Raw genomic sequence first — 15,161 nt, 5'->3', positions numbered from 1 at the left:
GGGCATCCATCATGAAAATCGTCGTCATCGGTCACGGCATGGTCGGTCACAAGCTGCTCGAATGCATCGCGGCCGGCGCGCGGGACGCGTCGGCCGCGCCGCAGGTCGCGGTGATCTGCGAGGAGCCGCGTCCCGCGTACGACCGTGTCCATCTGTCCGAATTCTTCGCGGGCAAATCGGCCGACGATCTGTCGCTCGTCGAGCCGGGCTTCTTCGAGCGTCATCCGAACTTTCGCCTGCTGCTCGACACGAAGGCCGTCGCGATCGATCGCGACGCGCACACGGTCACGCTGTCGACGGGCGAGACGCTCGCGTACGACAAGCTCGTGCTCGCGACCGGCTCGACGCCGTTCGTGCCGCCCGTGCCGGGCCGCGAGCGCGCCGATTGCTTCGTGTACCGAACGATCGAGGATCTCGAAGCGATGCAGGCGTGCGGCGCGCGCGCGAAGTCGGGTGTCGTCGTCGGCGGCGGCCTTCTCGGTCTCGAATGCGCGAAGGCGCTGCGCGACATGGGGCTCGCGACGCACGTCGTCGAGTTCGCGCCGCGCCTGATGGCGGTGCAGGTCGACGAAGGCGGCGGCCGGATGCTGCGCGGCAAGATCGAGGCGCTCGGCGTGCAGGTGCACGCCGGCAAGAACACGCTCGCGATCGTCGATGGCGAGACGGCCGCGCACCGGATGGAATTCTCCGACGGCACACATCTCGACGCCGATATGATCGTGTTCTCCGCGGGCATCCGGCCGCGCGACGAGATCGCGCGGCAGTGCGGGCTCGAGATCGGCCCGCGCGGCGGCGTCGCGATCGACAGCAACTGCCGGACGAGCGATGCGGACATCTACGCGATCGGCGAATGCGCGGCGTGGAACGGCCAGACCTTCGGTCTCGTCGCGCCCGGCTACGACATGGCGCGCGTCGTCGCGCTGCAGTTCGCGGGCGGCGACGGCGCGTTCACCGGCGCGGACATGAGCACGAAGCTCAAGCTGATGGGCGTCGACGTCGCGAGCATCGGCGACGCGCACGGCAAGACGCCCGGCTGCCGCACGTACCAGTTCGCCGATGAGCGCAAAGCGGTCTACAAGAAGCTCGTCGTGTCCGAATGCGGCAAGGAGCTGCTTGGCGCGGTGATGGTCGGCGACGCGGCCGAGTACGGCACGCTGCTGCAGATGATGCTGAACCGGATCGAGCTGCCGGACGCGCCGGAATTCCTGATCCTGCCGCAAGCGGACGGCGGCGCGAAGCCGGCGCTCGGCGTCGACGCGCTGCCGGACGCCGCGCAGATCTGCTCGTGCAACAACGTGACGAAGGCGCAGCTCCGCGAAGCGGTCGCGGGCGGCGCGGCGAGCATCGGCGCGCTGAAGCGCTGCACCGGCGCGGGCACGTCGTGCGGCGGCTGCGTGCCGCTCGTCACGCAGGTGATGAAGGCCGAGATGAAGAAGCAGGGCCTCGATGTCGACAACCACCTGTGCGAGCATTTCCCGTATTCGCGGCAGGCGCTCTATCACCTGGTGCGCGTCGAGCGGATCAAGACGTTCGGCGCGCTCTTGAAGAAGCATGGCCGGGGCCTCGGCTGCGATGTCTGCAAGCCGGCCGTCGCCGGCATCCTCGCATCGTGCTGGAACGAATTCGTGCTGAAGAGGGAGCACGCGGGCCTGCAGGATTCGAACGACTACTTCCTCGCGAACATCCAGCGCGACGGCACGTATTCGGTCGTGCCGCGGATGCCGGGCGGCGAGGTCACGCCCGAAGGGCTGATCGCGGTCGGCCGGGTCGCAAAAAAATACGGCCTCTACACGAAGATCACGGGCGGTCAGCGCGTCGACCTGTTCGGCGCGCGCGTCGAGCAGTTGCCGCTCATCTGGGAAGAGCTGATCGCGGCCGGCTTCGAATCGGGCCACGCGTACGGCAAGTCGGTGCGCACGGTGAAATCGTGTGTCGGCTCGACGTGGTGCCGCTACGGCGTCGGCGATTCGGTCGGCCTCGCGATCGCGCTCGAGAACCGCTACAAGGGGCTGCGCGCGCCGCACAAGCTGAAGTTCGGCGTGTCCGGCTGCACGCGCGAATGCGCGGAGGCGCAGGGCAAGGACATCGGCGTGATCGCGACCGAGAAGGGCTGGAACCTGTACGTGTGCGGCAACGGCGGAATGAAGCCGCGCCACGCGGAGCTGCTCGCCGCCGACCTCGACCGCGACACGCTCGTTCGCTACATCGACCGCTTCCTGATGTTCTACGTCCGCACCGCCGACCGGCTGCAGCGCACGAGCGTGTGGCGCGACAACCTCGAAGGCGGGCTCGACTACCTGATCGACGTCGTCGTCCACGACAAGCTCGGGCTCGCGGCGGAGCTCGAGGCCGAGATGCAGCACGTCGTCGACACGTACGAATGCGAATGGAAGAAGGCCGTCACCGATCCGGCGACGCGCCGCCGCTTCCGCCATTTCGTCAACAGCGACGCGTCCGATTCGACGATCGCGTTCGTCGAGGAGCGCGGCCAGATCCGCCCGGCGACGCCGGACGAACGCGACGCGCACGCGGCCGACGCGAGCCGCCTGCGCGAGGCCGAGGTGGAAATCGCGACCGAAACGGCTTGAACGTCCCGTCATCGTCAGTCACAGCAAGGAGATCGCCATGAGCAGCCATCGAGACGCTTCCGCGTGGACGCCCGTCTGCGCGCTCGACGACATCGTGCCCAACACGGGCGTGTGCGCGCTCGTCAACGGCGAGCAGGTGGCCGTATTCCACGTCGACGACGGCGACGGCCACGGCCGCGCGTTCGCAATCGGCAACGTCGATCCGCATTCGCAGGCCGCCGTGCTGTCGCGCGGGCTGATCGGCAGCCTCGGCGAGCGGATCGTCGTCGCGTCGCCGCTCTACAAGCATCACTTCGACCTGCGCACGGGCGAGTGCCTCGAAGCGCCGGACAAGTCGGTGAACGCGTATCCGTCGCGCATCGAGGACGGCTACGTGTGGATCGCCGCGTGACGCGCGCGAACGGATCGCGAGGCGAGCGAACATGGCGAGCGCGAGCGTGAAGACGGTGTGCCCGTACTGCGGCGTCGGCTGCGGGATGGTGCTGCACGTCGAGGACGGCGAGGTGGTCAAGGTGTCCGGCGACACCGAGCATCCGGCCAACTTCGGCCGGTTGTGCACGAAGGGTTCGTCCGCGCACGTCGCGCTGCGCAACGCGGGCCGCCTGGAGCGCGCGTTCGTGCGCGACGCGCGCGACCGCGATCCGGCGCCCGTGCCGATCGCCGACGCGATCGCCGAGACCGCGCGCCGGCTGCGCGCGGCGCTCGACGCGCACGGCCCCGACGCGCTCGCGTTCTACGTGTCGGGCCAGATGTCGCTCGAAGCGCAGTATCTCGTCAACAAGCTCGCGAAAGGCTACGTGCGCACGCCGCACATCGAATCGAACTCGCGGCTCTGCATGGCGAGCGCGGGGAGCGGCTACAAGCTGTCGCTCGGCGCGGACGGCCCGCCCGGCTCGTATCAGGATTTCGACCGCGCGGACCTGTTCTTCGTGATCGGCTCGAACATGGCGGACTGCCATCCGATCCTGTTCCTGCGGATGATGGACCGCGTGAAGGCGGGCGCGAAGCTGATCGTCGTCGATCCGCGCCGCACCGCGACCGCGGACAAGGCGGATCTCTTCCTGCAGATCAAGCCGGGCGCCGACCTCGCGCTGATGAACGGCCTGCTCTATCTGCTGCACGCGAACGGCAAGACCGACGCGGACTTCATCGCCGCGCACACCGAAGGCTGGGACGCGATGCCCGGCTTTCTCGATGCATACGCGCCGGACAAGGTCGCCGGGATCACCGGCATCGCCGAAGCCGACATCCGGCTCGCCGCGCAATGGATCGGCGACGCGCGCGAGTGGACGAGCTGCTGGACGATGGGGCTCAACCAGAGCACGCACGGCACATGGAACACGAACGCGATCTGCAACCTGCATCTCGCGACGGGCAGGATCTGCCGGCCGGGCAGCGGCCCGTTCTCGCTGACCGGCCAGCCGAACGCGATGGGCGGCCGCGAGATGGGCTACATGGGGCCGGGGCTGCCCGGCCAGCGCTCGGCGCTCGACGACGAAGACCGCCGCTTCGTCGAGGACGTGTGGAGCCTGCCGGCCGGCACGCTCAGAAAGGACGCGGGCGGCGGCACCGTCGACCTGTTCGCGAAGATGGCCGCGGGCGACGTCAAGGCGTGCTGGATCATCTGCACGAATCCGGCGGCGACCGTCGCGAACCGCAAGAACGTGATCGCGGGGTTGCAGGCGGCGGACGTCGTGATCGTGCAGGACGCGTTCCTCGACACCGAAACCAACCGCTACGCGGACATCCTGCTGCCGGGCGCGCTGTGGGCGGAAGCGGACGGCGTGATGATCAACTCGGAGCGCAACCTGACGCTGATGCGGCAGGCGGTCGAGCCGCCCGGCGACGCGTGGCCGGACTGGCGGATCGTCGCGGCGGTCGCGCGCGAGATGGGCTACGGCGACGCATTCGACTATCGTTCGGCCTCCGATGTGTTCGACGAGATCAAGCGCTTCGCGAATCCGAAGACGGGCTACGACCTGCGCGGCGCGAGCCATGCGGCGCTGCGCGACACGCCGCTGAAATGGCCTTGCCCGCCGGGCGACGGGCATGACCGCCATCCGATCCGCTATCTGAACGACGGCGCGAGCCGGCCGCGCGCGACGCTGCCCGACGGCGCGGCGCCGGCGCTCGCGTTCCCGACGCCGACCGGCAAGGCGCGCTTCTTCGCGCGTCCGCACGTCGCGGCGGCCGAGACGCCGACGCCCGAATTCCCGATCGTGCTGAACACGGGCCGCCTGCAGCATCAATGGCACACGATGACGAAGACGGGCAAGGTCGCGATGCTGAACAAGCTGCATCCGCGTCCGTTCGTCGAGATCCATCCGGACGACGCGGCCGCGCTGTCGATCGCGGCGAAGGACGCGGTCGAGATCCGTTCGGCGCGCGGCCGCGCGGTGCTGCCCGCCGTCGTCACCGATCGCGTGCAGCCGGGCGCGTGCTTCGCGCCGATGCACTGGAACGACGTGTACGGCGACGACCTGTGCGTGAACGCGGTCACGAACGACGCGGTCGATCCGGTGTCGCTGCAACCCGAACTCAAATTCTGCGCGGTCGCGCTCGCGCGCGTCGACGCGCGCGACGATGCAGGTGGCGCGGCGGGCGACGCGGCGGGCGATGACGGCCACGCATCGCTCGCCGAATCGCGCAATGCGCGGGCCGGCGCGGTGTCCGGGGCGTCGCTTGAAGCCGCCGACGCCGCGCCCGAGGAACTGAACATGTCCGATATCGACACCTTCGCCGCGCTGCTGGGCGTTCCGGCCGCGGCGAGCGCGCCGCGGCTCACCGACGCGGAGCGCGTCTACGTCGCGGGCTTCGTCAGCGGGCTGCGCGCCGTCGCAGGCCGGCGGGCGGGCGGCGTGCCGGTGCTGCCGGCGAGCGCGCCGCTTGCGGGCGACACGCGTCTGTGGGTCGACGGGCTGCTCGCCGGGCTGTTCAGCCGCGTGTCCGGCGGGGCTTCGGCAGCGGCTCGCGCACGCGCGGCCGCGGCGGTGTCCGCGTCGCCCGCGGCGGCCGATGCGTCGCCCGCGCCGAGCGGCGTGCGGATCGTGCGCACGCGGCCGAAGGTCGTGCTGCTGTGGGCGTCGCAGACGGGCAACGTCGAATCGCTGACCGAGCGCTACGCGACGCAGTTGATGGATTCGGGCTTCGAGATCCGCGTCGCGTGCATGGCCGACTATCCGGCCGCCGCGCTCGCGAAGGCGCAGTACGTGCTGCTGATGACGAGCACGTTCGGCGACGGCGACGCGCCCGACAACGGCCAGGAATTCTGGACAGCGCTCGATGCGGCGGACGCCGCGCGGCTCGACGGCGTCCGCTACGCGGTGCTCGCGTTCGGCGACCGCAACTACGACCTGTTCTGCGGCCACGGCCGCCGGCTCGACGCGCGGCTCGCGGAGCGCGGCGCGGCGCGCCTCGTCGAGCGCGTCGATTGCGACGCCGAATACCAACCGGCCGCCGACGCGTGGCTCGGCCGCGTGATCGCGCGGATCAAGGAAGCGGCCGCGGCGCTGCACGCGGTGCCGGCGCACGGGATGATCCCGTCGGGCGCGATCCCGACGAAGACGCGCCCGGCCGCGTCGCGGCTCGTCGCGAACCTGCGGCTCAACGAGCCGGGCGCGACGAAGGATACGCGCTACGTGTCGCTGTCGACGGACGGCGCGGCGATCGAGTACGAAACGGGCGACGCGCTCGGCGTGTGGCCGACGAACTGCCCGGAACTCGTCGACGAGCTGCTGACGCTCACGCATCTGAAGCCGGACACGCCGGTGACGGTCGCGGGCGTCGGCGAGCTGCGCGTTGCCGACGCGCTCGCCAGGCACCTCGACATCACGCGGCCGCATCCGGACGCGCTCGCGTTCATCGCGTCGCGCAGCCGCGCGGGCGGCGCGCTGAAGCGCCTGCTCGGCGTCGACCGCAAGGCGGACCTGAAAAACTGGCTGTGGGGGCAGCAGCTCGCCGACGTGCTGCACGAGTTTCCTGTCGAGCTGTCGGCGGCCGAGCTCGTCGGGATGCTGAAGCGCCTGCAGCCGCGGCTCTATTCGATCGCGTCGAGCCCGAACGCGCACCGCGGCGAGATCCATCTGACCGTATCGGCGGTTCGATACAACAACGGGCGGCGGCAGCGCAAGGGTGTCGCGTCGACGTTCCTCGCGGATCGCGCGGCCGACGCGGGCGTGCCGGTATTCGTGCAGAAGTCCGCGCATTTCCGGCCGCCCGCGAGCGGCGACGCGCCGATCGTGATGGTCGGGCCGGGCACGGGCATCGCGCCGTTTCGCGGCTTTCTGCACGAACGCCGCGCGCGCGGCGCGAAGGGGCGCAACTGGCTGTTTTTCGGCGAGCAGCATGCGGACACCGATTTTTATTATCGCGACGAGCTTACGCAGATGCAGGCGGACGGATTCCTGACGCAGCTCGATCTCGCGTTCTCGCGCGACCAGACAGAGAAGATCTACGTGCAGGACCGGATGCTCGAGCAGGGCGCGGCCCTATGGGCGTGGCTCGCGGAGGGCGCGCATTTCTACGTGTGCGGCGATGCGGCGCGCATGGCGAAGGACGTCGACGCGGCGTTGAAGATGATCGTCGCGCGGCATGGGGGGATGACGGACGAGCAGGCGGCGGACTACGTCGCACGGCTCGCAAAGGACAAGCGTTATGCGCGAGACGTTTATTGACGCGGAGGCGGCGCCCGACTCACGGGACACCGCCTATCGCGGACCGAAGCAGATGTACGGGCGATGGCGGCAGATGCGGTCGCGCAGGCGCGGCAGGCGCGTTTCGTGGGCGGCACGCGGCAGGCCGTCGGCCGGAACGGGTCTTTGCGCGGGCAAGACGCCGGCCAACGCCGCCTCCTGAGTCGAGCGCCCGTTCGCGGGCGGCATGATGTTTCGATCGCGCGCCGGCGCGCGCGAGGCCGGATCGCGGCGCGCGGCGGGCGTGCCCGCGATCGCCTCGGCAAGCCCGTTTTTTTCGATCAGGCGTGCGGTGCGCCGGATGCCGGCACGTTCGCGCTCGCGCTCGCCGATGCGCCCATCGCCCGGGCGCTCGCGTCTTTGCCGCGATCGTCGCCCACGGTCGACACGAAGCCGTTGCCCGGCGCATGCGCGGCTTCGTACAGCTCGCCGTCGACGATCTCGACGCCGCCGGGCGCGGCCGCTTCGTAGACGGGCACGTGTTGCAGCGCGCCGCGCATGTAGTCGAGCCAGATCGGCAGCGCGGTATGCGAACCCCATTCGCCCGCGCCGAGCGTGCGCGGCGTGTCGAATCCCATCCACGCGACGGCGACGAGCGAATGCTGATAGCCGGCGAGCCAGCCGTCGCGATAGCCGTTCGTCGATCCCGTCTTCGCCGCGATGTCGGGGCGGCGCAGCGCGCCGAGCGCGGACGCGGTGCCGTGTTGCGCGACGGACTCGAGCAGGCTCGTCATGATGTAGCTGTTCGCGGCGGGAATCACGCGCGGCGCGCCGTCGTCCGCCGTCGGCGGGTGCGCGTCGAACACGGTGCGGCCGCGTCCGTCGACGATTCACGCGACGAGGTACGGCTGCACGCGATAGCCGCCGTTTGCGAAGACCGCGTAAGCCGCGGCCATCTGCAGCGGCGTGACCGAGCCGGCGCCGAGCGCCATCGGCAGGTTGGCGACGAGCTTGTCGGCGCTGAAGCCGAAGCGGTCGACGGCATAGGCCTTGGCGTAATCCGGGCCGATCGCGTCCATGATCCGAACGGCGGCGAGATTCTTGGATTTCGTCAGCGCCTCGCGCAGCGGGATCGGACCGAGCAGCGGGCCGACCTCCTTCGGCCGCCATGGCGGCGCGTCGCCGCTCGCGGCCGCTTCGAACGGCGCATCGTCGACCATCGTCGCCGGCGCGAAGCCTTTTTCGAGCGCGGCGGAATAGACGAACGGCTTGAACGACGAGCCGGGCTGGCGCCACGCCTGCGTCACGTGGTTGAACGGATTGCGCGCTGCGTCGACGCCGCCGACGAGCGCGCGGATCGCGCCGCTCTCCGGATCCACCGAGACGAGCGCGGCCTCGACCGAAGGCAGCTCGTCGATCATCGGCCGACCGTCCGCGTCCGTGCCGATTCGCACGACCGCGCCGGGCCGCAGTCCGGCCGCAGCCAGCGAGCGCGACGGCGTGCGCGACCGCGCGAAATCGAGCGACGGCCCGCCGAGCGTCGTCGTGCGGCCGTCGAGCGTGACGACGGTCACGTCGTGCGCGCTGGCCGACACGACGACGGCGGCCGTCAGGCCCGGGAAGGCCGGCCGGTCCTGCAGCGCGCGCATCAGCGCGCGGCGGCGCGCGGGCGCGTCGAGCGCGGCGGACGGCATCGGCAGCACGGCTTCCGGCCCTTCATAGCGATGCCGGCGATCGTAGGCGGCGACGCCGTGAACCACGGCCGCGTATGCGAGGTTCTGGTCGGCCGCACGCACGGTCGTCCATACCTGGAAGCCGCGCTCGTATGCGGCTTCGCCATATTGCGCGACCATCGTCTGCCGCACCATTTCGCCGACATGGCCGGCGCGGACTGCGTCGGCGCTCGCCGCCGGCCGTATGCCGGGCGGCTCCGCGAGCGCCGTGCGGTATTGCGCGTCGTCGATGTAGCCGAGTTCCCGCATGCGCCGCAGCACGTATTGCTGCCGCGTGCGCGCCCGCGCGGGATTGTCGATCGGATTGAACGCGGAAGGCGCCTTCGGCAGTCCGGCGAGCATGGCGGCCTGCGCGATCGACAGATCGGCGAGATCCTTGCCGAAATAGGTCCGCGCGGCCGCGCCGAATCCGTACGAGCGCTCGCCGAGGTAGATCTGGTTCATGTAGAGCTGCAGGATCTGCGGCTTCGACAGTTGCGATTCGATGCGCATCGCGAGCAGGATCTCGTAGATTTTCCGCAGATAGGTCTTGTCGCGGGACAGGAAGAAGTTGCGGGCGAGCTGCATCGTGATCGTGCTCGCGCCTTGTCGCTTGCTGTCGTGGACAAAGTCCGCGAGCACCGCGCGGACGAGACCGACGAAGTCGATGCCGTGGTGCTCGTAGAAGCGGGCGTCTTCCGCGGCGAGCACCGCGTGCTTCGCGACGTCCGGGATCTCGTCGAACGTCAGCGGCACCCGGCGTTCGACGCCGTACTGCGCGATCAGCACGTCGTCCGCCGTGTAGACCCTGAGCGGCACCGTCGGCTGAAAATCCGTCAGTGCGACGATCGTCGGCAATTGCGGGTACATCACGATCGCAGCATAGGCGGCGAGCAGCGCGGCCGACGCGATCGCCGCCGACGCGATCCCGCCTCCGCGCAGCACGCGGCGGAACGCGCCGGTTCGCACGCGCGTCGCGGCGCTCGGCGCGCGTTGGCGATCGCCGTCGGGGGCGGCGTGCCCGGCTTCGTTCGGGGTGTCGGATGTCGCGCGCGATGCGCGGCGCAAGAAGCGATGCTTGAGTTTCAACATGTCGGGGTTCCGAACGGAAGGCTCGCGCGCCGGCCGGGTTCCGGCGACTCGACCGGCGCGCGATGAGAATGAACGAGGCGGCCGGGGCATGCGTCACGCATGCCGCGTCGGCGATCGATCGGGCGGCACGCCGAGCAGATGCAGCGCGTTCTCCATGATCCCGGCCCACGCGGGGCCGGCCGCGGGGCCGCCGTAGTACGAGCCGCGCGACGGCTCGTCGATCATCACGGCGACGATCAGGCGGGGATCGCTCATCGGCGCCATGCCGACGAACAGCGCGCGATACTTGCCGCGCGCATAGCGCTTGCCCGACAGCTTGCGGGCGGTGCCCGTCTTCGCGCCGATCCGGTAGTCGGGCAGGCGGGCGACGCGCGCGGTGCCTTCGGCGCCGTCCGTCTCGAGCATCGCGCGGATCTGCCGCGCGACCGCCGCCGGCACGACGGGCACGCGTTCCGGCGGCGCGCTCGCGTGCGTCAGCGACAGCGGTATCCGGCGGCCGTCGCCGGCAAACGCGGTGTAGACGTCGGCGAGCTGCGCGAGCGACATCGACAGCCCGTAGCCGTACGACATCGTCAATCGTTCGATCGGCTTCCAGCCGCGCGCCGGCCTCAGCGTGCCGCGCGCGATCGCCGGCATCCCGGCGAGCGGGCGCTCGCCGATGCCCGCGTGCGCGAACGTCTGCCACATGTCCTGCGCGCGCAGCCGCTCGGCGATCTTCGCCATGCCGACATTGCTCGATTTCGCGATGATCTGCGTGACGGTGAGTTCGCCGAAATTGCCGGTATCGTGAATCGTCGCGCCGTCGATTTGCAACACGCCGGGCGACGTGTCGAAGCGCGTGTCCGGCGTGACGACGCCTTCGCTCAGCGCGAGCGCGACGGTCACCGGCTTGAGCGTCGACGCCGGCTCGAAGACGTCGGTCAGCGCGCGATCGCGAAAGCGGTCGTCGTACGCGGCGGGCCGCCCGTTCGGATCGAAGGACGGCAGATTGACGAGCGCGAGGATCTCGCCCGTTTTCGCATCGACGACGATCGCGCAGCCGGCGGCCGCGGCGGTGCGCGCGATGGTCTCTTCGACGGCGAGCCGCGCGAGATACTGGAGCCGGCGGTCGATCGACAGCCGGATGTCCGCGCCGGGCCGGCCCGCTGACTCGATGTCGCCGACGTCGACGGGGCGGCCCATCCGGTCGACGATCATGTCGCGCTTCGCGCCGACGCCCGACAGCGCGGCGTCGTCGGCGAGTTCGACGCCTTCGAGCCCGTGTCCGTCCGCGCCGACGAAGCCGACGAGTTGCGCGAAATCACTGCCGCCTGGGTAATAGCGCCGCGTCGCGCGGCCGAGGTGCACGCCGGGCACGGCGAGCTGCTCGATGCGCGCGGCCAGGTCCGCTTCGACCCATCGCTTCACGTACAGGAACTGGCGGCCGCTAATCGCCTTGGCGGCAAGCGCGTCGCCCGGCAGCCGAAGCAGCGACGCGAGCGCATGCATTTGCGCGCGCGTCGCGCGGCGGAACGCATCGGGCTCGATCCACACGTCGGCGACGGGCTCGTCGATCGCGAGCACGCCGCCGTTGCGATCGAGGATGCGCCCGCGCGCCGGCAAGGCTTCGAACGTGTGCTCGTAGCGTTTGACGCCTTGCCGGATGTAGAAATCGCTATGCACGACCTGAACCCAGAGTGCGCGCACGGCGAGCGCGGCGAAGCCGGCGCAGAGGAGTCCGTGGATACAGCGCGAGCGCCATCGGGGCAGGCCGCGCGGGCCGCGGTGAAGCGATGCAGTGGATCTCAGCATGATCGGTTGGATGTCGAGTCGTCCTCGCGGTGACGGAAGCGTGGTGGCGGGCATCCGGGGCGAAGCCTGCGCGGCCGGCAAGCCGGTGACGTCGGAACGCCGGAACGCCGTTCTGCCCGGCGGCCGGCGCGTTCCTCGCTGTCGGACGAGCACGCACGGAAACGGGATGCGACGAAGCGCGCCGTCACGCGCGGCGTGACGCCGGGCGAGAAATGAAGGAAAGGTGAATCAGCCGGGCGGCGCGCGCCGCTTCGGCGCGCTGTCGATGCCGGCGTGCGCCGCATCACGCGCCGCCGTCACCGCGCAAACGCATGTGGCGCGGTGTTCGGCTACGCGAAGGTCAGAGCATGCGCGCCGATTCCGCCGAGCGGCGCTCGCCGGCCTGCGGGTCGGCCCGGTGCGCGACGTTCGCGGGCGGATGCTCGCCGCCGAGCGACGCGAAGCCCCAGTCGAGGAGTCTTCTCGCATCGGCGAGCCGCTGCTTTTCCGTCGGCTCGCCGAGCAGCACGGCGATCACGCGATGCTTCTCGGGCGCGCCGGCGACGCGGCGTTTCGCGGTGACGACCATGCACCAGCCGGCCGCATTCGTGTGGCCCGTCTTCATGCCGTCGACGGTCGGATCGGTGCCGAGCAGGCGATTCTTGTTCGTCTTCGCGAATTTCCCGTACTCGAAATGCTGCTGCGACGAGAACGCGTAGAACGCCGGAAAATCCTGGTCCAGATGCCGGGCGAGAATCGACAGGTCGTGCGCGGTCGAATAGTGATCGGGCGTGGTGATGCCGGATGGCGACACGAAGTGCGAATCGCGCATGCCGAGCCGCTGCGCCGCGTCGTTCATCCGTTTCGCGAAGCCGGCGGGGCTGCCGCCGATCCGCTTCGCGAGCACGAGCGCCGCATCGTTGGCGGACGCGACGATCAGGCCGCGCACCAGATCGCGCACCTGGACGAACTGGCCCGGCGCCAGATACATCCGCGCTTCGTCGTTGCCGACGGACGCGATATCGGCGGCGGCGATTTCAACCTTCTCGTCCCAGTGCAGCGTTCCCTGCTTCAGTGCATCGAGCGCGAGGTACGCGGTCATCAGCTTGGTCAGCGACGCCGGCTCGCGGCGCGCGTTCACGTTGTGCTCGGCGAGCGTCTTGCCGGAGCCGGCATCGACGACGAGCCACGAAGCCGCTTGAATCTGCGGCGCCGGGTTTGCGTGCGCGCCGCTCGCCGCGACGGATGTCGCGACGATCAGCATTGCGCCCACGATGCGACGAGGCAAGGCCGACAGGCGCTGTTCGGGCGGATGCGTGATGGTTATCGATGGTTGCTCACTTGTCATTGTGTGAATCGGAAGGTCAGGATGATGGAGAGGGTGTCGGATAGGGGGCTTGTCGATTGCCGGCGGGAGTGGAATTGACGCGATCGAATCGATATCGATGGCACTTTGAGCATCGAGGTGAATTATATTTCGATCGTCTTTGGGAAGGTCGAATGAAATGTGTTTTATTGTGGCTATATGAACGCATATGTGGAATGAGGGGTGATTTTGATTTCGATCAAAGGCGTAATATTTGAAAGAATTTTGGTCGATGCCGGTGTAAATGGAGATTGGGTATCGATCGTCGAATGAACGAAAAGCAGTCGGGCGCGGCGCGTGAATCGCGGTGTGCGCGGACGAGAGGCGAGTGAGGCCGCGACAATGAATCGATGTGCTTGGAGGGATCGTCGAAGCGGCCGCCGCGATCGCGTCGGCGCATTTCGCGGAAGCGTATCGATAGTCGGGCAGAGGGGGACGTGCGGATGGGCGCATGAAACGCCGCGCATTGCCGAGGCGGCTGCGACGTATGCCGTTGGCGGCGCGAGTTTGACGATCCGGACGGCGGCGTCGGTCATTTTAGCGGCGGCGGTCTGTCTAATCGATTTAATGATGGAAATAACCGTCAATCGATTGAAATGAAAATGCGGCATGGATGTCAATCCGCATCCATTCGGATGAGTGACGTTCATTTGATTTTCGCTTGCCGAAATGGAGTGAACCCGGCATGAACTCACAGGGCCGCTTGAAGACGGCACGTACGTGCATGCGCGGCGGAGGCGGGCAGCAAAATGACGAGGCCGCGCTGTTCGAGCAGCAGCGCCTGCGCGTTATCTGGCAATGCAGCGATTCAAAAGCTACGCTGCAACCGACGCTCGCTCATTATGGGGACAGCCGAATCCGACCCAATGCCGATGCTCGTCGGACATTCTCGGTCTGACCGCTGTTGGCACAACATCCGACATTTGCAAAACGGACGAGACGAGTTGCAGCATCTTTACGAAGATGGCGGGCAGACGCTTGCAAAGCAGCATTAACCCCCCCCAGTATCTACAGCGCGCCCGCGCGGATGATAATCCCGCCAGGCAATGGGGGCGGTGATTAACTACGCCGTAAAGTCAGGGCTGGTGATTGCGCGGAACCGGTGTCGTAGGATGCTGCGTGTCTATACGCTAGGAGAATTAATGGCAGACAGAGCGAAAAAGCCGCCGCCTCGTGAGCCTGCCGACCTCGACTTGCTGACGATGGCTGTGGTCAAGATACCGCACATGCTCGAAAACATCGCGGTGGCGCGCCGCGCGCTCGAACTGGAAAAGCAGTATGGGGGGCTGGAGGACATCGAAATATACCGGGCTCATTCCGAGGGACGGCTTATGCACATCAGGCTAGGCAGCTACACGCAACCGATAACCTCGATGGCGGCGATTCAGTGTCGGGTGGTGCTTGAGTTTCTAGGGTTAGGTACCTCGAAGAAGGAACCCTACCGACTGGCAGCACGCGCTTCTCGTGAAAGCGGTGACATCGGAATTGAGGATTTTGCGAACGTGCGTGGCGAACCACTGGAGCGGATGACGCCGGAAGAGGCGCTGAAGCTGGTGCCTAACCCTGTGCGGGCCGAACTGGCTTGGGTCACCACGATCCATTTCGCTAACCAACGATTGGCCCATGCGACCGACGACTATCGGCTGGGCGGACGGCCGGTACGCCCTCACCTCTACAACGCCTTTCGCACTGTGCCGATGCTGGCGCAGCAAGCCTTTGAAGAAAGGCGAGGTTCGCTCGTTGGGCGTGCGGTATATTCCGCGCCAGAACGACGATGAGAAACCACAGTCTTATCCACTCCCAGCTTCAGCCATTCGATTTTCTGGATCGAATGTCTCTTTATGGCCGAAAGGCGAAGAACGCGCCGGGGCATCGAGGCATCGCGACCGCGAGTCGACTCGGACAGCCAAGGTAACTTTCCGCCCGACCCATGAGCCCCTGCCCACCGACGCCCACGCAGGCCACGCGCCAGTGACGCATCGTTTTTTTCGAGCGCTCATGA

8 protein-coding genes and 1 pseudogene are annotated in these 15,161 nt (G+C 68.5%); 5 read left to right on the top strand and 4 right to left on the bottom strand.

Annotated features, from left to right (window positions below; genetic code table 11):
• Positions 1-11 precede the first annotated feature (11 nt).
• The 3 genes from nirB to WS62_RS24050 are packed head-to-tail and all read left to right on the top strand — an operon-like array spanning position 12 to position 7,261.
• A complete protein-coding gene (nirB, locus tag WS62_RS24060; protein WP_066576155.1) occupies positions 12-2,588 on the top strand; it encodes a nitrite reductase large subunit NirB in 2,577 nt (858 codons plus the stop codon).
• A 37-nt stretch (positions 2,589-2,625) separates the two neighbouring features.
• Positions 2,626-2,979, top strand: a complete 354-nt coding sequence (gene nirD, locus WS62_RS24055) for a nitrite reductase small subunit NirD (RefSeq protein ID WP_066576154.1) — start codon at positions 2,626-2,628, stop codon at positions 2,977-2,979.
• Between the two features lie 31 nt (positions 2,980-3,010).
• Positions 3,011-7,261, top strand: coding sequence for a bifunctional nitrate reductase/sulfite reductase flavoprotein subunit alpha (locus tag WS62_RS24050; RefSeq protein ID WP_066576153.1), 4,251 nt, complete (start codon positions 3,011-3,013; stop codon positions 7,259-7,261).
• A gap of 299 nt (positions 7,262-7,560) precedes the next feature.
• On the opposite strand, the pseudogene WS62_RS24045 reads toward WS62_RS24050, so the two are convergent.
• From WS62_RS24045 to WS62_RS36875, 4 genes and pseudogenes are all read right to left on the bottom strand, one after another.
• Positions 7,561-10,023: pseudogene (locus WS62_RS24045) on the bottom strand (penicillin-binding protein 1A).
• 93 nt (positions 10,024-10,116) lie between these two features.
• Positions 10,117-11,814 (bottom strand): peptidoglycan D,D-transpeptidase FtsI family protein, encoded by a 1,698-nt coding sequence (locus tag WS62_RS24040; RefSeq protein ID WP_066576150.1) that lies wholly within the window; start codon positions 11,812-11,814, stop codon positions 10,117-10,119.
• Between the two features lie 340 nt (positions 11,815-12,154).
• Positions 12,155-13,141, bottom strand: a complete 987-nt coding sequence (locus tag WS62_RS24035) for a D-alanyl-D-alanine carboxypeptidase family protein (protein WP_066576147.1) — start codon at positions 13,139-13,141, stop codon at positions 12,155-12,157.
• A 173-nt stretch (positions 13,142-13,314) separates the two neighbouring features.
• Positions 13,315-13,809 carry a hypothetical protein gene (locus WS62_RS36875; RefSeq protein ID WP_156441113.1) on the bottom strand — a complete coding sequence of 165 codons (495 nt, stop codon included), beginning with the start codon at positions 13,807-13,809 and terminating at the stop codon, positions 13,315-13,317.
• Positions 13,810-13,844: 35 nt separating this feature from the next.
• Between WS62_RS36875 and WS62_RS36870 the strand changes: the two genes are divergently transcribed.
• Positions 13,845-14,057: a hypothetical protein gene (locus tag WS62_RS36870; protein ID WP_156441112.1), complete on the top strand. Its 213-nt coding sequence runs from the start codon at positions 13,845-13,847 to the stop codon at positions 14,055-14,057.
• A gap of 244 nt (positions 14,058-14,301) precedes the next feature.
• Positions 14,302-14,937, top strand: a complete 636-nt coding sequence (locus WS62_RS24030) for a hypothetical protein (protein ID WP_156441111.1) — start codon at positions 14,302-14,304, stop codon at positions 14,935-14,937.
• Positions 14,938-15,161 lie beyond the last annotated feature (224 nt).

It is taken from the genome of Burkholderia sp. ABCPW 14 (genome assembly GCF_001523835.1).
Taxonomy (GTDB): Bacteria; Pseudomonadota; Gammaproteobacteria; order Burkholderiales; family Burkholderiaceae; genus Burkholderia; species Burkholderia mayonis.
This window is presented reverse-complemented; position numbering and strand designations above follow the sequence as displayed.

Coding starts and splice junctions, on each gene's coding strand:
- nirB (WP_066576155.1), top strand. CDS start 12: ATGAAAATCGTCGTCATCGGTCACGGCATGGTCGGTCACAAGCTGCTC.
- nirD (WP_066576154.1), top strand. CDS start 2,626: ATGAGCAGCCATCGAGACGCTTCCGCGTGGACGCCCGTCTGCGCGCTC.
- WS62_RS24050 (WP_066576153.1), top strand. CDS start 3,011: ATGGCGAGCGCGAGCGTGAAGACGGTGTGCCCGTACTGCGGCGTCGGC.
- WS62_RS24040 (WP_066576150.1), bottom strand. CDS start 11,814: ATGCTGAGATCCACTGCATCGCTTCACCGCGGCCCGCGCGGCCTGCCC.
- WS62_RS24035 (WP_066576147.1), bottom strand. CDS start 13,141: ATGACAAGTGAGCAACCATCGATAACCATCACGCATCCGCCCGAACAG.
- WS62_RS36875 (WP_156441113.1), bottom strand. CDS start 13,809: ATGAACGTCACTCATCCGAATGGATGCGGATTGACATCCATGCCGCAT.
- WS62_RS36870 (WP_156441112.1), top strand. CDS start 13,845: ATGAACTCACAGGGCCGCTTGAAGACGGCACGTACGTGCATGCGCGGC.
- WS62_RS24030 (WP_156441111.1), top strand. CDS start 14,302: ATGGCAGACAGAGCGAAAAAGCCGCCGCCTCGTGAGCCTGCCGACCTC.